At 40.3% G+C, this 23,373-nt stretch carries 19 protein-coding genes; 3 read left to right on the top strand and 16 right to left on the bottom strand.

Annotated elements, in window-relative coordinates; translation table 11 throughout:
- Positions 1–97 precede the first annotated feature (97 nt).
- From gorA to J8L71_RS09650, 3 genes are all read left to right on the top strand, one after another.
- Positions 98–1,459: a glutathione-disulfide reductase gene (gene gorA, locus J8L71_RS09660; RefSeq protein WP_211000359.1), complete on the top strand. Its 1,362-nt coding sequence runs from the start codon at positions 98–100 to the stop codon at positions 1,457–1,459.
- 264 nt (positions 1,460–1,723) lie between these two features.
- The gene (locus J8L71_RS09655) at positions 1,724–2,323 is read left to right on the top strand and encodes a hypothetical protein (protein ID WP_211000358.1); all 600 of its coding nucleotides are present in this window, start codon (positions 1,724–1,726) and stop codon (positions 2,321–2,323) included.
- A gap of 115 nt (positions 2,324–2,438) precedes the next feature.
- Positions 2,439–3,275 carry a mechanosensitive ion channel domain-containing protein gene (locus tag J8L71_RS09650; RefSeq protein ID WP_211000357.1) on the top strand — a complete coding sequence of 279 codons (837 nt, stop codon included), beginning with the start codon at positions 2,439–2,441 and terminating at the stop codon, positions 3,273–3,275.
- Between the two features lie 50 nt (positions 3,276–3,325).
- Here the strand turns inward: J8L71_RS09650 and tldD are convergent, their stop codons facing one another.
- The 16 genes from tldD to J8L71_RS09570 all read right to left on the bottom strand — a co-directional run bounded on the left by tldD (position 3,326) and on the right by J8L71_RS09570 (position 23,373).
- The gene (gene tldD / locus J8L71_RS09645; RefSeq protein WP_211000356.1) at positions 3,326–4,765 is read right to left on the bottom strand and encodes a metalloprotease TldD; all 1,440 of its coding nucleotides are present in this window, start codon (positions 4,763–4,765) and stop codon (positions 3,326–3,328) included.
- Positions 4,762–5,601 carry a carbon-nitrogen hydrolase family protein gene (locus J8L71_RS09640; RefSeq protein ID WP_211000355.1) on the bottom strand — a complete coding sequence of 280 codons (840 nt, stop codon included), beginning with the start codon at positions 5,599–5,601 and terminating at the stop codon, positions 4,762–4,764. Before J8L71_RS09640 ends, tldD begins: the two co-directional genes overlap by 4 nt.
- On the bottom strand, positions 5,598–9,452 hold the full coding sequence (locus J8L71_RS09635; RefSeq protein WP_211000354.1) for a YhdP family protein: 3,855 nt from the start codon (positions 9,450–9,452) through the stop codon (positions 5,598–5,600). Before J8L71_RS09635 ends, J8L71_RS09640 begins: the two co-directional genes overlap by 4 nt.
- Positions 9,452–10,924, bottom strand: a complete 1,473-nt coding sequence (gene rng / locus J8L71_RS09630) for a ribonuclease G (RefSeq protein ID WP_058547573.1) — start codon at positions 10,922–10,924, stop codon at positions 9,452–9,454. The genes J8L71_RS09635 and rng overlap by 1 nt, the downstream gene beginning before the upstream one ends.
- A gap of 1 nt (position 10,925) precedes the next feature.
- A complete protein-coding gene (locus tag J8L71_RS09625) occupies positions 10,926–11,495 on the bottom strand; it encodes a Maf family protein (RefSeq protein WP_211000353.1) in 570 nt (189 codons plus the stop codon).
- Positions 11,495–11,974 (bottom strand): rod shape-determining protein MreD, encoded by a 480-nt coding sequence (gene mreD, locus J8L71_RS09620; protein ID WP_211000352.1) that lies wholly within the window; start codon positions 11,972–11,974, stop codon positions 11,495–11,497. The genes J8L71_RS09625 and mreD overlap by 1 nt, the downstream gene beginning before the upstream one ends.
- Entirely contained in the window at positions 11,967–12,809 is an 843-nt protein-coding gene (gene mreC, locus J8L71_RS09615) for a rod shape-determining protein MreC (RefSeq protein WP_211000351.1), read from the bottom strand. Before mreC ends, mreD begins: the two co-directional genes overlap by 8 nt.
- Complete coding sequence (locus tag J8L71_RS09610; protein ID WP_007586338.1) at positions 12,809–13,852, bottom strand: rod shape-determining protein; 1,044 nt, start codon at positions 13,850–13,852, stop codon at positions 12,809–12,811. The genes mreC and J8L71_RS09610 overlap by 1 nt, the downstream gene beginning before the upstream one ends.
- Before the next feature lie 136 nt (positions 13,853–13,988).
- Complete coding sequence (locus J8L71_RS09605; protein WP_211000350.1) at positions 13,989–16,037, bottom strand: formylglycine-generating enzyme family protein; 2,049 nt, start codon at positions 16,035–16,037, stop codon at positions 13,989–13,991.
- A 121-nt stretch (positions 16,038–16,158) separates the two neighbouring features.
- Positions 16,159–19,899: an H-type lectin domain-containing protein gene (locus J8L71_RS09600; protein ID WP_211000349.1), complete on the bottom strand. Its 3,741-nt coding sequence runs from the start codon at positions 19,897–19,899 to the stop codon at positions 16,159–16,161.
- Positions 19,896–20,387 (bottom strand): agglutinin biogenesis protein MshP, encoded by a 492-nt coding sequence (locus J8L71_RS09595; RefSeq protein ID WP_211000348.1) that lies wholly within the window; start codon positions 20,385–20,387, stop codon positions 19,896–19,898. Before J8L71_RS09595 ends, J8L71_RS09600 begins: the two co-directional genes overlap by 4 nt.
- Entirely contained in the window at positions 20,377–21,216 is an 840-nt protein-coding gene (locus tag J8L71_RS09590; RefSeq protein WP_211000347.1) for a prepilin-type N-terminal cleavage/methylation domain-containing protein, read from the bottom strand. Before J8L71_RS09590 ends, J8L71_RS09595 begins: the two co-directional genes overlap by 11 nt.
- Positions 21,216–21,755 (bottom strand): prepilin-type N-terminal cleavage/methylation domain-containing protein, encoded by a 540-nt coding sequence (locus J8L71_RS09585; RefSeq protein ID WP_211000346.1) that lies wholly within the window; start codon positions 21,753–21,755, stop codon positions 21,216–21,218. Before J8L71_RS09585 ends, J8L71_RS09590 begins: the two co-directional genes overlap by 1 nt.
- On the bottom strand, positions 21,742–22,233 hold the full coding sequence (locus J8L71_RS09580; RefSeq protein ID WP_211000345.1) for a prepilin-type N-terminal cleavage/methylation domain-containing protein: 492 nt from the start codon (positions 22,231–22,233) through the stop codon (positions 21,742–21,744). The genes J8L71_RS09585 and J8L71_RS09580 overlap by 14 nt, the downstream gene beginning before the upstream one ends.
- Positions 22,234–22,241: 8 nt before the next feature.
- The gene (locus J8L71_RS09575) at positions 22,242–22,769 is read right to left on the bottom strand and encodes a prepilin-type N-terminal cleavage/methylation domain-containing protein (protein ID WP_211000344.1); all 528 of its coding nucleotides are present in this window, start codon (positions 22,767–22,769) and stop codon (positions 22,242–22,244) included.
- A gap of 13 nt (positions 22,770–22,782) precedes the next feature.
- Positions 22,783–23,373, bottom strand: coding sequence for a prepilin-type N-terminal cleavage/methylation domain-containing protein (locus J8L71_RS09570; protein WP_211000343.1), 591 nt, complete (start codon positions 23,371–23,373; stop codon positions 22,783–22,785).

The following is a 23,373-nucleotide window of genomic DNA, read 5'->3' as shown; positions in this document are numbered from 1 at the left end:
ATTTATCGGTTTTTTACAGCATCGCCTTGGGTGACTTGCACTTTTCATATGCTATCATCGGCACATTATAGTTGAATATATTTTTTGAGGATTAAACATGGCTCAGCATTTTGATTACATAGCAATTGGTGGCGGTAGTGGCGGTATAGCCTCAGCAAACCGTGCAGCAATGCGTGGCGCTAAAGTGGCACTTATCGAAGCAAAACACATGGGTGGCACCTGTGTAAATGTAGGGTGTGTGCCTAAAAAAGTTATGTGGCATGGTGCTCAAGTAGCTGAAGCTATTAACTTATATGCGCCTGACTATGGTTTTAATGTTGAAGTTAAAGGCTTTGATTGGAGCAAATTAGTAGAAAGTCGTGAAGCCTACATTGGCCGAATTCACAAAGGTTATGATAGTGGCCTGGCGAGTAACGGCGTTACTGTAATCAAAGGTTTTGCTAAATTTGTAGACAGCAAAACGGTTGAAGTAAACGGCGAGCATTACACCGCTGATCATATTTTAATTGCTGTAGGTGGGCGTCCAAGTATCCCTAATATTGAAGGGGCTGAACACGGTATTGATTCTAACGGCTTTTTTGAGCTTAAAGAACAACCTAAGCGCGTTGCAGTAATTGGCGCTGGTTACATTGCGGTTGAGCTTGCAGGGGTTTTACACGGCCTAGGCACAGAGACCCATTTGTTTGTTCGTAAGCATTCTCCACTTCGTAACTTTGACCCATACATAGTCGAAACACTTGTTGATGTTATGGCTGCTGAGGGCCCTACTCTTCATACTGAATCTGTACCTCATAAATTAGTTAAAGAAGATGATGGCTCTGTAACGCTACATTTAGATAATGGTAAAAGCCAAAATGTTGACCAAGTAATTTGGGCAATTGGTCGCCAACCAACAACAGACGCTATTAATGTTGCAGCTGCTGGCGTTGAAGTTAATAGCGATGGTTTTGTCAAAGTTGATGAGTTTCAAAATACCACAGCTAAAAACGTTTATGCTGTTGGCGATATCATCGAAAACGGTATTGAACTTACGCCTGTAGCCGTTAAAGCTGGGCGTACTTTATCAGAGCGCTTGTTTAACAAAGAGCTCCCTGATGATTTAAAAATGGATTATAACTTAGTGCCAACGGTTGTATTTAGCCATCCACCAATTGGCACTATTGGCCTAACTGAGCAAGAAGCGATTTCTCAGTATGGCGAAGAAAACGTTAAAATTTACCAATCTGGATTTACGGCGATGTACACGGCTGTAACGAAACACCGCCAGCCTTGTAAAATGAAACTTGTATGTGCTGGCCCTGAGGAAAAAGTAGTTGGCCTTCACGGAATTGGTTTTGCAGTTGATGAAATGATTCAAGGATTTGCAGTGGCCATGAAAATGGGCGCGACTAAAGCTGATTTTGATGCTGTTGTTGCGCTGCACCCAACAGGCTCAGAAGAATTTGTAACGATGCGCTAAGCATCTATTTGAAACTATAATAGCCTTTACTATTTATTTAGTAAGGGCTTTTTTATGCTCAGTATATTTATACCCTAATGCACAACAATCATACTAAAACCATTACAAACAAAACATCAAAAGTACATTAAATACACATCTAACCCATTAATTTAACAACAAAAATGTTAGACCTAAAAATATAAAAAAAGTTTCCATATTGTTTTGGCTTTCATGCCTTTTTGTAATTAGAATCTCGGGCAATAGTCACCTATTTGGTTTTATATGTTTTTACTGCGATCTTTTATTTACTTACTATGCTTAGCAGGCATTGCCTCTTTAATTCAACTAGAAGGCTTTACGCTTCAGCAAAATGCACTTTATAGCGAAGAAACGCTTACTGAACACATGCAAGACATTTTAACAATGCTAAGCTTTATTTTGTTTTTTTATGCCTCGCGCATTAACTCGAAACTCAAGATAGCTTGCGTATTACTTGCGACTCTAGCAGCAATCATGTTTGTAAGAGAATTTGATACATACCTCGATATGTATGTGTTTGATGGGGCTTGGCAAGCTATCGTTTATTCAATACTCGCTTGTATAATCGTTTACCTAATCACAAAAAGAGGCACCATTTACAACTCTATCCAAGCTTATGCGCAAACACCAAGTTATGGAATTTGCTTAGCAGGCTTAGTTACGCTACTGGCTTTTTCTCGTATGATGGGTAAGGGCGCATTTTGGCATGCTGTAATGGGAGATAACTACGTGCGTATAGTTAAAAACATTGTGGAAGAAGGGATAGAAACACTTGGTTATACTTTAATTTTAATTTCGGCTATTGAGCTTGTACTTTTTTGTCGCAAGCAACTTAATAATTAACATCCTGGTGGTTAAGCCTTAATCTAAACCGACTTAACCTTTTTGAAGTTAAGTTTGCTAATTGATTTAATAAATCAATATACTAGTGTTTAGATTTACGAGTGTTTTGGAATTTATGCTTAAAGATATTTTGTCTCACCCATTTCTTATTTCACTGCTTTTGCTTGTGGTTGCTTTTGTTTTAAAAGTACTTGTAGATAAGCTAGCAAAAAACCGAGCTGAAAAAAAAGAAAAAGACATTAGGTATATATTACACAATATTAAGCATTTTATTAACTTTGTAATGGTGCTGTCGCTATTATTTGTGTGGTCGACCGAAATTCAAAATTTTGCGCTTTCAATTGCAGCTTTTGCAGTTGCTATTGTGCTTGCAACACGTGAGTTTATTCAATGTGTTATCGGCTTTTTTTATCTTGTAACAACGCGCCCATTTAGAGTAGGTGATTGGATACAAGTAGGTGACTATTTTGGTGAAGTAGCCGAAACTGATTGGGTAAAAACCACTATGCATGAAATTGATATTCGTACATATCAGTTTTCAAGAAAGACCATTTACATTCCAAATAACAAGCTTATTACTAGTTCTATTAAAAACTTAAACTTTGTAAAACGCTTTGCAACTCATCACTTTGCTATTGTGCGTAGAGAGAGCTTTAACCCTTATCCCATTCACAGCTTACTCACTGAAAAAGCAAAACAATACTGCGAAGAATTTGAAGACGTAGCGAGCCGCTATAATTCAATGATTGAACGAAAGTTAGATGCAAAGATATCAGGACCGGAGCCTGTTATACATTTTGGCACCACTGATTTAGGTGAATTTAAAGCAAGCTTTACGTTATTTTGCCCGACCGATAAAGCGCTTGAAATAGAACACAAATTAACTGAGTGTTTTTTTGCGCTATGGTACGAAGAGGCTGAAAAAAATAAAAAGGATGAAGGAAAAGCCTAAACTTTTCCTTCGTCACAAAAAGCGCGAATTCACTTCGCGCTTGGCAATATTTAAGCTGTACCGCCAACAGTAAGCTGATCAATTTTAAGACTTGGCTGACCCACGCCTACAGGTACGCTTTGCCCATCTTTACCACATACACCCACACCTTTATCAAGCGCAAGGTCGTTGCCTACCATAGAGATTTGCTGCATAACCTCTGGGCCGTTACCAATTAGCGTAGCGCCTTTAATCGGCTGTGTAATTTTACCATTTTCGATTAAATACGCTTCTGATGCGCTAAATACAAATTTACCTGATGTTATATCTACCTGCCCGCCACCAAAGTTTGGTGCAAAAACACCTTTTTTAACTGAGCTGATGATATCGGCTTGGCTATGCTCTCCACCTAACATATAGGTATTAGTCATGCGTGGCATTGGTAAGTGCGCATAAGATTCACGACGTGCGTTACCAGTTGGATTAACCCCCATTAAACGTGCGTTTAGCTTATCTTGCATGTAGCCTTTTAGAATGCCATTTTCGATAAGTACATTGTATGCAGCAGGTGTACCTTCATCATCTACATTCAATGAACCGCGACGGTCTGCCATTGTGCCATCATCAACAACGGTACATAATTCTGACGCTACTTTTTGCCCTACTTTGCCGCTAAATGCTGATGCGCCTTTACGGTTAAAGTCGCCTTCAAGGCCATGCCCTACCGCCTCGTGTAAAAGCACACCAGGCCATCCATTGCCAAGTACAACTTCCATCGTACCCGCGGGTGCATCAATAGCCTCAAGGTTTACTTTAGCTTGGCGTACCGCTTCTTCTGCGAATTCCATCCAACGCGGTTTACCATCAACTAACTCTTTAAAATAACCGTAATCTAAACGTGCGCCACCGCCTGCGCCACCGCGTTCACGACGGCCGCCTTTTTCAAGCAGTACTGAGCAGTTTAAACGAATAAGAGGACGAATATCGGTGGCAAATGTACCGTCACTTGCGGCAATCAATACCTCTTCGTACACTGCCGACATTGAGCTAATTACTTGCTCTGCATCGGGTGCGAGTTCACGAATGTAGTTTTCAAGCTCACGTAATAAGCTTACTTTATCGTTATCACTCATGCTTGAAATTGGTTGGTGCGGCGCAAATTGCTCTTTTGCTTTTACATCACTAAATACTTTTATTGCTTTATCTTCGCCTGCATCTGCAATGCTACGAGCCGCAGTAGCCGCTTTATTTAACGCTTCTAGGTTTATTGCATCAGAGTAAGAAAAACCTGTTTTTTCGCCGCTTACTGCACGCACACCGACACCACGTTCAACGTTGTAAGAGCCCTCTTTAACTAAACCATCTTCTAGCACCCACGATTCGTGATGGCTTGATTGAAAGTATAAATCGGCGTAATCCACTTTATGCTGATGAATATAGCCGAGCGTTTTTTCGAGTTCTTCTCGATTTAGCTGGCTGTCGTGTAATAAATGCTGTTCAACCGAATTCATAATAAATGCTCTCTAAATCGTTGATGAGATTGCACAGGCATATCTCTTCTAATTTTATTTAATTGGTTTAAGTCTACGTGACCGCTTATAAACCCAACTCCGCTTGGCAGCACTGAAAGTTGCTCGCCCCACGGTGAAATAATAATGCTGTGGCCATACGTTTGTCGGCCATTTTCATGTGTTCCGTATTGCGCAGCGGCAATTACATAACATTGTGTTTCTATTGCACGCGCCGTTAATAACGGTTGCCAATGTGCTTGCCCTGTAGGGACTGTAAATGCACTGGGTACTAAAATAATTTCAGCGCCTTGGCGAGCGAGTTCATTAAATAGCCCACTGAAACGCAGATCATAACATACTGTTAGGCCAATTTTACCAAAGGGAGAGTCTACAACCACAACATCATTACCTGCTTGGGTAGAGTCTGACTCTCGATAGCGACCTGTTTTATCATCTACGTTTACATCAAATAAATGTATTTTGTTATACGTTGCAACCAGCTCGCCTTGATTATTATATAAGTGCGATGCTGAATAATATTTATGTTCGTTAAATGGCTCAGGCATTGTGCCAGCATTTATCCAAATATTATGGTGTTGGCACAACTCACTAAGTTGTAATTTATATTGCTCAACTTGCTTAGCAACAAGTAACGTATCGTTTGCGCTTTTACTAAACACTAAAAAAGCCTCAGGCAAGCATACAAGTAATGGTCTAGTTGCTGGAAGTGTTTTAAGTGCTTGCTTTAAGCTTGCTATGTTGTCATCAGGGTTTTGCCCGGAACACATTTGCAGTGCCACTATTGTGGAGGTGCCGAGTATATCAGTGTTGTTCATTGCGTTACTGTTACTTGTGCATCTTTAAGTTTTAAATCGACTGATGCTTGTGGCTGATTTTGAGCCGCTTGTGGCAAAGTAACCTCACGGCTTTTTCTATCAAGTTCTTGTACCACCGGATCGTTCATTTTACCTGTCACCTTAAAATTGATCTCGGAGATCACCCTGGCTGAATGAATTACTTTATCAAGTGCCAATGCTGCAAGCCCTGTTACAGGGTTTACCATCCAAGCCACGATTACAGGAATACTCGAGGTAACTTGCGGAGCAACTGCTAGGTCGTAGTCTATATCGAGGGTATTTAAATTTGCATAGCCTTTAATAGTTAAATCGGCGGGTACACCATCCATTTGTGTATCTTTTGTATAAGCAATGCCGTTTTCTAATTGCATAGTGCCTTGCAGGCTATTGTAAAAAAAACCTTTTGAAAATACGTCTCTAAAATCAAGCTTTAGCTTACGCACTAACGAATCAAGACTAAGCAATGAAAATACCCGTGCGCCACCATCACTGATTTCAGTTAAGTGCCCTTCTCCTAAATCCCAATCTACCTCGCCACTTAAGCTTTTAACATCAAAATCATACGGGGCGGCTTGCCAAGTAAGGTTATAATTAAGATCTGCTTTAGAATCTTTAATGGCTGTGGTTATATCAAACTCATCAAAGAGCGCACCTATATCATCACTTTTAAGCTCTCCACTGAGCTGTGTTAATCCGTTTTGCCACTGACCATTAGTACGCAATATATGATCGCCTTTATCAACCACAAGCTCTGAGATTGATAGACGCTTACCATCGCCAACAAGCGACGCGCTTACTTTATCAAGCTGGTAGCTCGATATTTTACAATCACTGCATTCAAACTCAATTGCGGGCACTTTAGTAAGCCAATTTAAATTTTCTTTTGGGAGTACGTCTGTGACTTCAAGCGGTTGATCTACTTTTTCAGCAAAGTTAAGCCTTAAGTAGTCAGCGTTAATTCTAATTGGTTGGCTAGGTTGTGATGTAGGAATGTATACTCCTGCACGCGCCTCTTTTGCATTTAATTTCAAAAATAAGTCGCTTTGCAACGGCGCTAGACGCATTTCAAAATCGTTAAAAATAATATTACTTGCATCAAGCGTGTTTATATTTGCAACCACTTCGCTAAGTGGCGGCATAATACCTTGTGATTGCACATCTGACTTAGATTGTGCGGCATGTATAATTTGATCTATTAATTCTATCCAAGGAGATAATTTAGTTTTCTCGAGGTTTATATTTACACTTAAATCTTTTTGGTTAAGCCCTAAATCTTGCTTACCTAATACAATATTCACATTGCTAAACTGTGGCTTACCACTTTCTAAAATAGCATTAAAAAACAGCTGTTTGTTGGCATTGACAGTTATCAGGTTTGAGATATCATCACCTTGCACTACCCCATCAAGCGGCCAAACTTGCTGGCTAATTTTATTATAGGGTGCAGGTAAAGTACTTGTTAAACCTAGTAGGTCAGAATTTACTTGAGCGCGGTAATTAAAACCTTGTTCGGTGAAGTTTAATGTAAGGCCTATATCTACCTCACTTTGTCCGCTTAAGTAGCCGTTTAATATGCCTTGGGCTTTAGCGATTAACGTATCTGCATCTAGTTGCGCTTTAATATTAATATTTGCGGTGTAATCTTTTGCGTCACTTTGGCTGTCATAATCAATTTTTATCGGCATGCCAAGCCATGTTGCAGTGGCGTTATTTAAGCGAATATTGTCATTTTTAAAAGTCAGTTCGCCATTAAGTTTTTCAAGCTCAATGCCTGGATTTGCAATATAAAGAGGTAAGTCTTTAAGTGCTACCTTGCCACTAACGCTCGCGCCACCTTTAAATTTGTCACCAACTAATAGCTCAATACTGGCCTGAGCTTCACCTTTTCCTTGCACAACATCAAAAATATTAGCAAGAGGGTTTGCTATTGGGGTGGCAGCAAAAAAGTCATGTAACTTTTCCATCGGCGCTTTTTTATCAATTTGTACTATTAGTTCATCGGCATTCATTAAATCGGCAATACTTACTTTTACACTATTACCGAGCTCTAAATTAACTAATTGGCCTTGCTGGCTATAAATGTCCATTCGCTCATTAGCAAAATGTAATTGTATGTTAGCGTTTTTGACCGAAGGCCAATTTGGATCAAACTGGTAAGTGGCATCATCTATTTGTGCTAAAACATCGAACTGCCCACTACCATCTGTAAATGGAAAGCCTGAAAGCGGCCCTGCAAATAGTACTTGCGCTTTAGATACTTCGCCCTCTTTAATTGCACCATTTAAGTAACTCACTAAGCCTGGGCTCATTGCTTTTAATGGAAAGTAATGCCCTGCAATTTTGGCATCAGGTGCAAATGCTTCAGCATAAAGATCTAACCGAGGATCATCGCCTAAACTAATTTGTAACTCAGCGGCGAGTGTCACTTCGTTATTATCAAACCAAATATTGTCACTGTTTATTTGCCAGCCATTTGCACGCTTAGCTAAATCAAGCTCAACATTGAGTTGATTATAATTGATATCGTCACTAAAGCTCTCGCCTGTAACCAGCGTACCATTTTCGCCAAATAGGTTTATTCGGCCACGGTTTTGCGTAAGCAAGCCATCAACTCTTAGCGCTTGCGCTGCTGGTACAGAATTTAATTCTTGCCAACCTATATTGTTTGCTTCAAACCACAACTGCCATTGCTGTGCACTGCTAAAACTTAAATACGCTTGATTTACCTGCCCTGTTGGTTGGCGTGCAAGTAATGGCTCTAGAGCGTTAAAATTGCTGAGTCCCGCCAAGTTACTTAACAGTTCAAAATCAACTTGATGAAGCCATACTTTATTTTGTTTACCTAGCTGCGCTTCAAATTCAAGGCTTGGCCACGTTTTATCGTTACTATTGAACGCTAAACCGGTACTTTTTAGGTGCCAACTGTTTTGCTCTGGGTATAAATGAAAACCGCCTTCGCTTAAGCTTACTTGTTGGCTTTGATCATCTCGTTGCCAACGCACAAGGCTAGGTAGCCACTGCATTTTAATATCTCTTACTTGGCCTTCATTAAATTTTAGCCAAGCTTGTAAATTAATATCGCTATGCAGCTGCTGTTTTTCGGTATTAATATATTGCGCTAACCAATTAGATACATCCACCTGGTTAGCTTGTACATACATATCGCCAGCTATTTGTTCAATGGTATCGCCGGTAAGTGCAATGCGCGCATCAAAGCTTCCAACGGAAATACCCGGTAGCGCTAAACTACCACTCCCTAAATGCTGCTCGTTTTCGTTTTGCCATACAATATTTTTTAAAAGTAGCTTACGCTCTTTGCCATCTTCTAGAATAAAACTAATACTGGAGCTTTCTATTGCGAAGTGGCCTGTTTCGCCTAAAAATAGCTCTTCTATTAATTCTTTTTGTTCAAACGATACCTCTTCGTCGTTACTTTTTAATAAGTTTTCGACCTTTACGCTTGTATGAAAGCCGTTAATAACAAAGTAATTAGATTTGAGCTGAAAAGATTTTAAGCTCTCCCACAAATTAAGTTCTAGGCTAGTTTTTGCAATAGTGAGCGAAATGGGCGCGGTTTCGTTATCTTTAAATGATAGGTTTTCAAGCACAAGAGCGGGACCACTACCCTGCCAGCTTGCTGATATTTCACCGATTGATAAACTGATTGCAAACTTATCATGGAGGTAGGTTTCTATATCTCCTTTATAGTCGTTTGCATAGGGAAGTGTGTACTTTAAAATTGAAACAATAACGGCCAGTAATACTAAAATTATGGCGCAGGTTTGCCATAACTTTCTAAAACAAAAAAAACAGACCGCTTTTGCTTTCATTACATCATTACCACATCAAACTGCTCTTGGCTGTATAAGCTCTCTGTTTGAATGTTGACTTGCTTACCTATAAATAGTTCAAGTTCAGCTAGGTTATGATATTCATCATTAAGTAATGCCTCACTGACTGCTGGCGCTGCGTAAACCATAAACTTATCCGCAGCGTATGCTCGGTTTACACGTACTATTTCACGTAAAATTTCGTAGCAAACAGTCTCTACTGTTTTTTGTGAGCCGCGTCCTGAACACGCAGGGCAAACATCACATAAAACATGTTCTAAGCTTTCACGCGTTCGTTTACGTGTCATTTCAACGAGGCCAAGCGCAGAAAGACCATTAATATTAGTTTTAGTACGATCTTTAGCAAGTGCTGACTCAAGAGAGTGCAATACACGGCGTTTATGATCTTCACTTACCATATCAATAAAGTCGATTATAATAATACCGCCTAAATTACGCAGCCTAAGCTGACGCGCTATTGCAGACGTTGCCTCTACATTAGTATTAAAGATAGTCTCTTCTAAATTACGATGGCCTACAAATGCGCCTGTATTTACATCCACCGTGGTCATTGCTTCGGTTTGGTCAATAATAATATAACCACCCGATTTGAGCGTTACCTTACGGTGTAGTGCTTTTTGAATTTCTGTTTCAACATCAAACAAGTCAAAAATAGGTCGCTCACCCGGGTAGTACTCTAAAACTTGAGAAAGCAGCGGTACAAACTCTTCTGTAAATAACTTTAGCTCTTCATAAGTTAGCTTTGAGTCGACTCTAATACGCTCCATGTCCTCACCTACGTAGTCACGTAGGGTTCTAAAAGCGAGCGTTAAATCTTCATGCAAAATACTGGCTTTACTGGTTTTTTGTCTGCGAGAAGTAATTCTCTCCCAAAGCTTTCTTAAGAAACCAGCGTCGTGACGTAGCTCTTCTTCACTTGCACCCTCAGCTGCAGTACGCACAATGAAGCTACCATTATCGTCGCCATACTCAGCCACTATTTTTTTAAGGCGTGAGCGCTCTTCTTCTGTTTCTATACGCTGACTAACACCTACATGGGTAGCATCAGGCATAAATACCAAGTAGCGAGATGGGATAGTGATATCGGTAGTAAGCCTTGCACCTTTAGTACCTAATGGGTCTTTAACCACTTGCACCATAATGTATTGCCCTTGGCGGACAAGCTCGCGAATATCTTGTACTTTTTTAATAGGCTCGTCGTCAACACCTTCAACAATTGAGGCGCTGTTTACAATATCAGATGCGTGTAAAAAAGCCGCTTTATCTAGGCCTATATCTACAAACGCAGCTTGCATACCAGGTAAAACACGGCTAATTTTTCCTAGGTAAATATTGCCTACAATGCCGAGGTTTCCAATTCGCTCTAATTGAATTTCTTGAAGTACACCATTTTCGATCAGGGCAACACGGCTTTCACTTGGCGTGACATTTATTAGTAATTCTGTACTCATGCTACCTTCTTAAGAATGCTTGTAATAATTGTTCGGTCTCGTATAAAGGTAAGCCTACAACGGCAAAATAGCTACCTGCAATGTGAGTTACAAAGCGACCACCCAACCCTTGGATGCCATAGCCACCGGCTTTATCAAGTGGCTCTTTTGACTCCCAATAGTCATTTATCTCTTTATCAGTTAATGTTTTAAAGGTTACATCGGTACTGACTACGCAGCTCACTACGTCAGTTTTATTGGCAAATGCGATGGCAGTTAAGACTTGGTGTGTGTTACCTGATAGGCGTTTTAGGGTGGCTGTAAAATCGTTTTTATCTCGAGGTTTACCAAGTGACTCGTTATCGATAACAACGACGGTATCACTGCCGAGTACTGGACGGTCTGTATAACCAAGCGCAACACCACTTTGCGCTTTTAATCGTGCTAAGCGTTCAACAAGGGCGCTAGGTTGTTCATTTGGTAGTGGGCTTTCATCGGCATCAACACTAAATTGTGTAAATTCGATGCCTAGCTGACTCAATAACTCTTTACGGCGTGGGGAGGCTGATGCCAAATATACTGCACAAGTCATTACCTGATCCTAAAGTGTCTACGGTATTTACGAAGTAGTAAAAACACCCAAAACCAGCTCACCATACCGGTTGCTACTGGCCATAAATACTGAGGATTAAAATAAACCCCTAACAAAAAGTGATTTAGCCAAAACTGCATTAAGTGATACAGCGTTAAAAATAAACCAATCAGTAAACTTTGTTGCCAAAGCGAGAAGTTACGAATTTTTTGAAAGTTACTTGCAGTAACAAATATACATATAGAAAATGTTAGCGAATTTACGCCAAGCGGAGAACCAGACGCTAAATCTATGAGTAAGCCAACAACCCAAGCCGCGCCAATATTTAATCTGTGCGGGACGGCCAGAGACCAATACATAAGTACAAGTAAAACCCAGTCGGGTCTAAACGGTTCAAATGAAAACGGCAGTGGCATTAATGCCATTATTAAAGCAAAAAAGATGCTCAGTGCAATTAACAATGAATAGCGGTCAATCATCGTTGGTTTGCTCCTGTTGATTACGCCATAAAATAACAAGTAATCGAATACGGTCTAGCTGCGCTATAGGCTCTGCAAATACTTGTGCAAATGGGCGCCCTTCATCACGGTTTATCTCTGTGACGACTGCTACAGGGTAACCCTCTGGGAAGGTCCCGCCTAAGCCGGATGTAACAAGTACATCACCAATTCGTACATCTAAGCTATGTGGCACGTGAGAAAGCTTAACAACGTTAATTTTACCAATACCTTCAACCACGGTACGTACATCGTTTCGTAATATGCGTACAGGCGTTGCATGCGTTGTATCGGTCATCAGCAAAACGCGCGATGTAGTAGAACCCACCTTAGTAAGCTGCCCCACTACACCCATTTCATCAATTACAGCTTGCCCTTCACTAAGCCCATCAGTAGTACCCCGATTAATAACGACCTGGTGACTGTAAGGGTTAGAGTGTACAGAGAGCACCTGAGCAATAATTTTGCGATTAGATTGCTTAGCCGATGAGCCTAACAAAGCGCGTAGCTTTTGATTCTCTCTCGCTAAAAATTGGTACTGCTGCAATTGTTCGCTTTGAAGCATTTGCTTTTTTTTCAGCGCTTCATTTTCAGTAAGGAGTTGCTCGCGAGTGTGCAAACTTTTAGCACCTAAGCTAAATAATTCGTAAGGTAAATTAGCAACGTAAATTAGAGGGCTTACAAGCGTGTTAAGAGTAGTACGTACAATCGTACCGCCTTGCGTGTATCTGTCTCCTACTATGAGTACGATACTCAAAAGCACTGCGACAAAAAGTCGCAGTTGCAAAGAGACTGTGCGTCCAAACATTAATTTCATTAGTCGTAACTAAAAACATCACCACCATGAACATCGATCATCTCAAGTGCTTTACCACCACCGCGTGCTACACAAGTAAGTGGATCGTCAGCAACAACAACCGGAATGCCTGTTTCTTCCATTAATAAGCGATCTAAATCTTTTAATAATGCGCCACCACCAGTCAGGACCATGCCGTGCGCAGAAATATCAGAAGCAAGCTCTGGTGGCGACTGTTCAAGTGCAACCATTACTGCACTTACAATACCCATTAATGGCTCTTGCAGTGCTTCTAGTATTTCGTGAGAATTAAGCGTAAACGAACGTGGAACCCCTTCTGCAAGGTTACGGCCGCGCACTTCAATTTCAATCGGTTCATCTGTTTTAAACGCAGAACCAATTTGATGTTTAATATTTTCAGCTGTCGCTTCACCAATTAAGCTACCAAAGTTACGACGCACATAATTAATAATAGCTTCGTCAAATTTATCACCACCGATACGTACTGATGATGAGTAAACAACACCGTTGAGTGAAATAATAGCAACTTCAGTAGTACCACCACCAATATCAACAACCATTGAGCCTGTTGCTTCAGATACAGGTAAGCCTGCGCCAATTGCCGCAGCCATAGGTTCTTCAATTAAGTAAACTTCACGAGCACCCGCCCCCATTGCAGATTCGCGTATCGCGCGTTTTTCTACTTGCGTTGCACCACACGGTACACATATAAGTACACGTGGGCTTGGGCGCATAAAGTTATTATTGTGTACTTGTTTAATAAAATGCTGGAGCATTTTTTCTGTTACAAAAAAGTCAGCAATAACACCGTCTTTCATTGGGCGAATTGCTTTTATATTGCCAGGGGTACGACCTAACATAAGTTTTGCTTCCGTTCCTACAGAGGCAACACTTTTAGGTCCACCAGCTCGTTCTTGGCGAATAGCTACAACAGAAGGTTCATTAAGTACAATACCTTCGTCTTTTACATAGATTAGGGTATTGGCTGTACCCAAGTCGATCGATAGATCGTTAGAAAAAATACCACGGAGTTTTTTAAACATGAGGCTGGATGACCTTTGAAATACGTTCTTATATTAGCTGCCTCACTTTAACATGCTTGAATAGATGAGCAATATAAAGCGCAGCTGCCTTTTTAAATTTTCGGAAAAAAGGAAGCAAAGCTTCCTTATTGAGTTTTTATCGTTCGCGAACTAAGCGAAAACCAATGTAGTTAGATCTAAAGTCAGGCGCTAAAATTAAGCGCGTAGATGCACGTGCAAGACTTGGTGCAAAATTCCACGCTCCGCCTCTAACCGCCACATCTGACTTACCAGATTCTTTGCTGGTCCATTCCCATGCATTGCCTACGGTATCGTATAATCCAAATGCATTAGGAGAAAAAGACCCTACCGGTGCAGTGCGTCTGTTTGACCACTCGCTACCACACCAACCACAGTTTGCTAAGTTTTTACCAATTTCGTTACCCCAAGGGTATTCTGTTTCGGTTCCTGCGCGGGCGGCATACTCCCATTCAACTTCGTTTGGTAAACGAAATTGTTGACCTGTTTGACCTGATAACCACTCAGCGTAAGCTTTAGCATCGTTATACGTTAAACACACAGCCGGAAAGTCACTGCCCTGCTCAAAACCGGGATTGCGCCAATTTAAATTAGCTTCCCATACTGGTTCACCATTTAAATAATATGCACACCCTTTGTTTTGCTCTGCTTGCGTTTTATAGCCCGTGTTTGCTACAAATTTTTCGTAGTCTCCCACGGTTACTTCTTTGCTTTGCATAGCAAAAGAGTTCGCTATCACTTTTTCAATTACTGGACGCTCATTGGCTAAACCGTTGCCATTTATGTCGCCCATTTTAAATTTACCTGCAGGAATAACAACAACCGGAGTTTCTACGTTTGTATTGAGTACATTAACGTTTTCACTAACCTGACGAGTTTTTATTTCTGGTTGCTCACGGGTGTAGGTCGGTGCAGCAATCGACTCAGGCTTTTTTACTAACTTTGCATGAATAGTCTGTGCTTTATTCAAATCAACACGAGCTTGAAATGGCTTATAACCTAACTTTCGCACTTCAACATTGTGTACTCCACGCGGTAAACGTGTAATTAAACGTGTTGAACCAAAGCTAACGCCGTCAATAAATACTTCATCATCGTATACATTAGAGCGTAATGTTAGCTCTACTGTTTGACCCTGCTTTTTATTAACTATTGTAGGGTAATCTCTTTTAACAGCTGCCGATTTAACCGAATAATCGCGCACGGGTTGTTTTTTTAAACGAGAAACCGAAACAGTGCTGGCATTATCCTTGGTATTACTGAATGTTAACTGACTATCAGTAAATGTTGTGCCGTAGGCTGGTTGATAAGTTGCAGTGAGTGGCGTGCCATACTCTGAGCAATAACGATTATCAATACTTAATAAACTACATAAACGGCTGCTGTTTACTTCGCCGCGCATAGTAACGCTTAAATTAACGTTGTAATTACCTTGTCCGCTAAAGGCACTATTTACTACGTGGCTACTTAGAATTTGTACTTGAGCGCCCGCTAAATTGCGTTTTGGCTCAACAATGCGTTCTTCTGTTAAATTTGCAAATATTTGATCGACAAAGCGTTTAGTCGCTTTTTGGAGGCCCATTTGTTGGCCGCGCTGCTCACATGCCGCAAGCGTTTCTGTACGCTTACAGTTAATAGTGTGGTTAACTTCAAGTGTACCTTCGCGCGTAAACTCGTTACGTAAGCGCTCTACACGAGCTGTAGTTAACTGCTCTTTTAAGCTCTCTAAAGTATTTAACAGCGTATGCTTCGCTACACGAATTTGTTCAATGTCTTTACGGTGGGATGCAATTGCCGCCAACTGCATAGAAATATCATCTTTATTTTGCTTATGATCAACCACAGCTTTTTGATAGCGCGACTGCGCTGCACTAATATCAATAGTTGGATCGTCAATCAAACGACGGTACATTTCGTTCATCGCATCGAGCGCTTGGTTTTTTTCTTTATCTAGCTCTGTGGAACGAGAGCGAAGTAGCTCTAATTGATTTTGTAACTGACTTTCTTCTTTAAGATGTTTTTTAAGTATTCTTGTCGAGTTATCGTATTCTGTTTGTTTAACACTAATCTCTGACTCAATTCCAGTTACTGTTGCTGTGTCTTGTGCAAATGCACTAGTAGCTAACAAACTAGCTGAAATTAACAGAGATAAAGGAGTAATTCGCATATATTCCAGTCCCAAAAAGCGGCAATTATTTGGTCGTTATTATTTTTTATAATTAAAGCCTTATGCTATGTACTTGCAGCACAAAACACAAGCTTTGTTCAATTATTATCTTAGTTTACAACTATTCGCGTGTTTCACGCCAGTAAATAACCCGATCATTTCCTCTAAAGCGGCCAAATTGTAAAATAGCATGAGGATTAAGCTGTGTGCCATCGCCTTGCCAGTCCCATTTTAGCCAGTCATTAGTATTATATTCTAATGTAAATTCACCTGACCCATTGGTTTGGGTATAAATACCATTATTTGTAGGGTAGTTGCCCGACTCTAATTGCCCAGATACTCCTGCTGCATACTCATAGTTTAATATAGGGCTCGAAGGCGCTACTTGTGTAATTTGAGTATGCTCAAACACGCTGCAATTATCTTCTGCATTATTAACAAAACCACTACCGTTGTAATGTTGAGCCTGCATAGGAACAAGTAAAGGGTCTAAGTCAGAACCTGAATTATTGCCAAGCACTAAACGTCCAAACTTAAACTCTATGGGTACAGAGTTTAACCTTACGCTATTGCAGCCACCTGAGCATGTTGTTTGGGTATTAGGTTTATCGTTTGCACCTACAAGTGTTGCGCCTTCAATGTTATTTAGGGTTGCCATTAAACTAACCATAGAAAAAGGACCATCAGGCTGATCTACACCTAACCTTTTAAGCGTGGTATTAATTTGGCTCATTTGCCATTGACCATCGCTTATATCTCCCCAGCTGTTATTACCGAGGTTTACAAGTCGGCTGGTAAAACTTGTTGCGGGTATATAATTACCGGCTTCGTTATTTTCAGCGTTAATAAATACTAAAGATTTATCAAACCCATCACGGTAGTTTGCCATTAACTGACTGTTCTGGTTTTGTGCTTGTACTGTAAAGCCAAGCTCAAATGGTTGCTCAAGGTAAGTTAAATTACTGCCATAACGTGTACATTGTGCAGCAGCTTGTATGCCCAATATTTGAAACTGCGAAGGTGCAAAACGGCCGACGTTATAAAGCTCTCCCTTTACATCACCAGCGCCAAAGTAATCTGCATCTTGCAGCCCTGCGGTTAAATCAACAATGCCTACTTGGTCGTAATTATACTGCGATATAGATTCGCTTAAGCTTCCTGTATCACTAAAAGCAGCAGTAATCACAGCTTCAAGCGTACCTGACACACCTGATACAGGGGCTTTAATTGTAGCCGCTACTAACGGTTGCTCTGCAATAAAGTGTTTAGCAATGGGGTTATTGCTAATGTTGCTGTAATTATCAGGATTACCATCATTATTACTATCTTGCCCTGCAAGCCATTGCACAGCATTCATCTTTAAGTTAAATGCTTCACCGGTTAGTCTAAACAAACTACCATTAGAGTCTGCTGCGTAACCATCATTTTCAACGCTCATTGCGAGCCCAAATGGTTTAATAACATACTCATTCGAGCTACCTGTTAAATTAACCGACAGATTAGTTACGGGATCTAATATGAGATTGGTTTTTACATTTAGGCTGAGTTTACCTGCATCAGGATAATTAATAATAATGGGCGCTTTAGAATCATTATCAAAATTTATAGTAAAAGTTTGGTGCGCCTGCTCAACACTATAGTCATTATTGTTATTGCTTAGTACAACAGGGTCAGTACAGCTCGCCCCTGCACTGCAGGTATAGGCTAAATCTAAGTTTACATCACCACCTGCAGGAAAAGCAGCTTCGCATACGCCGGTAGTAGTATTTGTTTTAACTGCCTGGATTGAGAGCGCTTTAGCGTTAAAACCTATGTTTGAAGGTTTAGCTGATAACTGAGTAGGTATAGTTGTGTTGCCATCGGTTTCATTATTAAAAATAAACCCCGCATCTGAAAACGTCACTTTACAGCCACTGAGCCCCACATTATTACCTGCAATATAACAGCGAAGCGGTGCTGAAGGGTCTGCGGTGTTATAGCCAAAAGTGACACTACCAGTTGTGCGCTTTGCAAACTCGACCACTGTAGAGCCGGTAAAACTAATATCTTCTCCTGTAACCCAGCTCTGTTGAGCGCTATTATCTGGCGATAAATTAAAACTAGACGGTTCGTCAAACAATAGATCACACGCATCGTTTGCACAGGCCGTAAGCGTCATTTCTTTTGCTTCACACGTTAACCCCTTGTTATCACTTATTGATAAACGATAATGATCTAAAGTTACCGGCTTATAAATACCACAAAACCCAGGGATACTTTCAGGGACTGTTAGTGCATCAAATGTTGAACTTCCTTCTGTAATGACTTGTGTTGCAGAAGTAATAGACCCTTTATATGTAACATTTTGCGCTATTCTTACTTCACCTGTTGCGACAATATATGCTGAGATATTCGCATCTGCGGCAATGGCCACTGCACCATCAACATAAATTGCTAAGTATGCCCCCGGTGCCACTTCTATATTAGTTTTACCAATATTTAAAAATGAAGTAGATACAAGAGATGTTGTGTCTTTTAAAAAAATCCGTGTGGGTGCTGTTACTTTATATTGTGTTTCAAGCATACTTAGCTGCAGCTCATCGTAAAAATAATCCCCTGCAAGCGAATTAGGAATAGGACCTGTTGAGCTACCATCGTTTGTAACTGTCGGTACCTGTGCAGCTTGATTTGGCTCTAATGAATTATAGCCACTTGCAACACAGCCTTGCCCGTTACACAAAGGGGGGTTCGTTAATGCTGTAGAAATTAAATTTGTCGTGGTTACAAATTGTGCATTACCATCTGTTATTTCAACCCCCTGAACAAGCTGTACTTCACCATTATTGTAAGTAGATATAGCGCCGGGAAATAAGGTCTCGCAATCTAAAATATCACCATTAAACACAAAGGTACTGGTCATCGCGAGAACTGATGCTTCTTCTTCAACATGATTTCGTTCGTTATCTGCGTTACGGTCCTCATCTACCACCAACCCCAATCGGTCTGTTCTGAGGTTACAACTTCTCAGCCAACCCCCGTCCTCTTCCAAACGTGAATTTTTACTCGCCACTACCAAAGGAGCTACAGCAAAGTCGTTCGTAAAATTAAAGTAATTACACCCATTACTCCATCCATCAACCTCAAAGCCAGTAAAAAATGTCTCCCATGAAACCTCTACACCATTATCGTCGCTAAAAGTACGATTACTTCCAGGTTCTACAGCCATATAAGCAACGGTTTCACTTTGAATAACACCCAAAGCAGTTTCAGATGCCTCAAGCGCTATATTTACAGCACTAGTTGATAACGAACCACTTTCTACCGCTACAGTTAAAAATGGTATTAATGCCTCAGAGGGAGGATTGCCATCAATACTATTAAGCGTTTGCAAAGAATGAAAAAAGTTTGGCCTTTGAGAAAAGGGCTCTGCGAAAACTAACGACTTATAACTTTTAGGTGTGATCGGTGAAAAACCTGATTTAGAACCATATTGTAGCTCTAGCTGCAAATCGGTACTCCCGACTTCCATAACTGTTCCATCGGGAAATTCATGCACACCGTATTCAACAGCTAAGTAATGAGCGCCCATACTAACGTGTCCGCCATCTTCGCCTGAGGGCTCAAGCGGTAATGCCTCAAAGCCGGTTGTGGTTATATTGCGTATCCTTATTATTGCAGGGTTTCCGCCTTGATTTGTTGAGAGCATAAACACGGCTGGAGGCGTTATATATTGTTGCTGAAAATTTATTTTTGTCCAAATAGGCGACGTATATGTATCCTGTAATTCAATATAACGCCCTTCTATTTTAGGCGGTACGGCGTATGCGTAATTACAAAGCAACACGCTACTAAAAAATATAATGACTAATGCATTTTTCATCATGGTAACGTTTTAGCCTCTACGCTTAGTGTTCTTTGTGTTTGCCAATAGTCTTTTGTGCAACTACTCCCTGCAGGGCAATCAAGTGCAGCACACGTTGCACTGCTTTGAAGATAATATATATTCACAAGCCCATTAGTTGTGCTGCTATCGGGTAAACCTATATATTCATCGCAACTTATCACTACTTTACAGTTAGCTAAGTATGTAGTTTGGTAGGTTAAATCAGTAGTGACTGATGCACAGCTTTGAACTGAGCTATTTACAGGAAATAGTTGCGTTAAACCACTTTCAAGGCCGCTTTGCGCCGCCATATAGGCACGAGCGCCGTAATACTCAATCGTGTTTTGTTGCGATGCACCAGAAAGCACTTTAGCTAATGCTAATCCCAGTGCTAATAAAGCAATAATAATGACCAAAGAAACGATTATTAAGTTTCCTTTTTGTTTACTGGGTAAGGCTTTTCCGTGAAGATTTTTTTTAAGGTACATTAGGAATATGCACCTCATGGTTAAAGCTCATAACCTCAGTATCGTTAAATTGCATTTGCGCATTTACATTAAGCACAGCGTTTCTTTGTAAGGAGGGCGAATCCAGAGTAAAAAATAAATCACTCGCTAAATTGTTAGCAATATAAATACCTAATAAATCCCGTTTAACACCACTGATTATTTGTAAGCTCACGGCATCCAATTGTTTAACAGTAAAACCGTAATTGGTATATCTATATAAATACTGCCCTTCAACGCAAAAACTTACAGGTTGAGAGAGTAAATAAAGGCGCTTACTTGGCGACTCCTCGGCAAATGCTTTACTAAATTGCCACTCATCAATTGCACTCGCTGAACTATTAAATGCAGATACTTTTAAGCGCTTATTATTATTCTCATCGTATATATCAGCACTGCTTAATGGGTATATCGTTGCCCAATCTCCAGCTTGCGGCTGCGTTAAATTATTAAGTGCAAAATCAACAGCGCTAACATTAAAAGGTCCTAAGGTAGGTAGATAATTTGTATAGTGAGTGGCCGACAAAAACGGCGTAAACTCTAAACATTGCTGAACGCTACACGCGCCACGGGCATTGTTATCGCAAGAAAGCCTAAGTGAGTTTGGTGTAGCATGGCGTAACTCTTTGCTTATACGCGTTATTACAAAACGAGCCTGCGCAACGGCTTCTTGGCGCTCTATACCTTGTGAATAGATGCTGACACCTGCACCAATGAATGAAAATGCGCTTACCGCTAAAATACCAATGATCACCATAACAATTAATAGTTCTATAAGCGTAAATGCATATTGATACTTAGCTGCTTGCATTAGTAGTTTCCTTTATATGCACTAAATCCATAAACCTCACCGAGAGATGAAGTAACTTCAATAGTAATTCGCTTAAAGGTTGTGCCATCGTTATTCGTTGATTCGTTAAAGTCACTATCGTATTCAACATCAATAACGATATTAAAGTCGCTGTATTGTGCTAACGCCTCTCCTAAACTATTTGTAATAGGCTGATTAGAGAGCGAAATATAATCATCAACATCGTTGTAGTTAGTTCGGGTCTCTGAGTTGTCAGCCCCTAAATCAGCAGGTGCGGTACACGCCTCAGCACCTAGAGATATTTCGCCACATCGCTTAAAAGGAGGACTTCTGTCGCTGTGTTCATCAAATGATTTACTTTGGATCTCGTTCATCAGAGATTGGCCTAATTCTGATGCTCTTAAAGCAATAATAGGCTCTGCACTTTTTTGTGCCTGAGGGGCAATTAACGCAGTAATAATGCTAAGCGTTATAGCAAGCATGACTATGCCTATGATCAGCTCTATTAATGTAAAGCCCTTAATTTTATGGGCATGCATAAATAAGCCCTTCACCACTTATACATATAGCAGCCAAGCCAACATCAATTTTACATTGTGTTGTACAGGTTTGATTAGCACGCCCTAGCGGATCAAAGCTAATTTCAGTAAAGGTGTTTGCATTACTATCTATCGCGTTAAAAGTAATATCGCTACGTTGCGTGTTGATTTGAACAACTAAATGTTCGCTGTTGTTGGCGTCTGCGTTACCTAAACATGTATCTGGCGCGGGTGGCGCGATAAGCGTGGGAGTTATATAAAGTTTATGGCAACTGGTTGTTGCTGTATTTTGCATTGCACGTAATTGCACTATTCTAAGCGCATTTAAAGCACTATCTCGATATGAGTAGGCATCTTCTGTTGAGCTTCCCAGAAATTTGGGAACTGCCGTTACCGACAGTATTCCCAATATCACCAGAGTAATAATTAACTCAATGAGTGTGAAGCCACGCAACCGTTGCTTACAACTGCTTTTCATTTATGTAATTAACAACCATCTGTAACTAAAGTGATTCCAGGCGCTGTTACAACTGTTTTGATTGGCGCTGTTGTTGTTGTCGTTGCTGTTGCTTCTGTATACTCAATTCTACAATCATCGCCTTGCTTATAACTATTTGGGAAAATAATCACTTTTGTACCATCTACAACTAAATTAAAATCAGCAGTATTATCTGCTGCAAATTTTACATCTAGGAAAGCTTCAAAATCATCTTGAGTTGCCTTTGGATAACCATACACTGTATTAACAGTCTCAGCATCAACTGTAACTGTAGCCGTTTCTTCTTTGTGATCACTAGCAATAATAGACTTACCGTTTACGATATTCATACCACTGCGAATAGAGCCTTGTAAGCCCTCAAGTGTTGAAGCATTAGCATCACCTTGCAAATTTAAGAAACGTGGAGCGGCAGTAACAGCCAAAATGCCTAAAATAACGATTACAATAATCAATTCTACAAGCGTAAAACCTGCTTGCTTATTCAATGGTAAGTTGTTTAACGATTGCGTTTTCATAAGTAAGCCTCTTTTAATTACTCAATTTAAATACTTGTACTTTTCCTGTTTGAGGAAAGTATGAAAAACCAGCCAAACCAGGTACAACGGCACCATTGGTTGGTATATTTTTAAGATCAAGGGTGATAGTTAAATAGTAGATGCATTGTGTATTTTTTGCATTGTACCTAACTAAAAAACTTACACTTTTCACTTTTGATACTTCATTACTTAGTGTACTACTTGGTGCATCTTGTAAAATTGCACTTAATACCTGGCGACACCTTTTTGCATTACTTGCCAGTGCGCGAGTATCTGTTTTTGTTGTTTCATCACTGGTTGGCGTGCCTTTAATTCCATCTACACCAACTATTACTCCCCCATAATTTACAAAAGTAGTATTAAGCTTGCCGCTAGGCCGCCCTTCTAATTCCCATTGCCCTTTAACTATACCAACAGCAGAAGAAAAACCACCAGCAACTGTATCTACACTAGCGTTATACGCCTGATTTTTTATACCTAAATACTGGGGTATAGCGAAACTCATAATAATCGCGAGTAAAATAACCACGATCACCAATTCAAACAACGTAAAACCTTTTGAGTAAACTCTCGAGGCAATCAC

This window comes from Pseudoalteromonas sp. MMG007, assembly GCF_018100985.1.
GTDB lineage: Bacteria > Pseudomonadota > Gammaproteobacteria > Enterobacterales > Alteromonadaceae > Pseudoalteromonas.
This window is presented reverse-complemented; position numbering and strand designations above follow the sequence as displayed.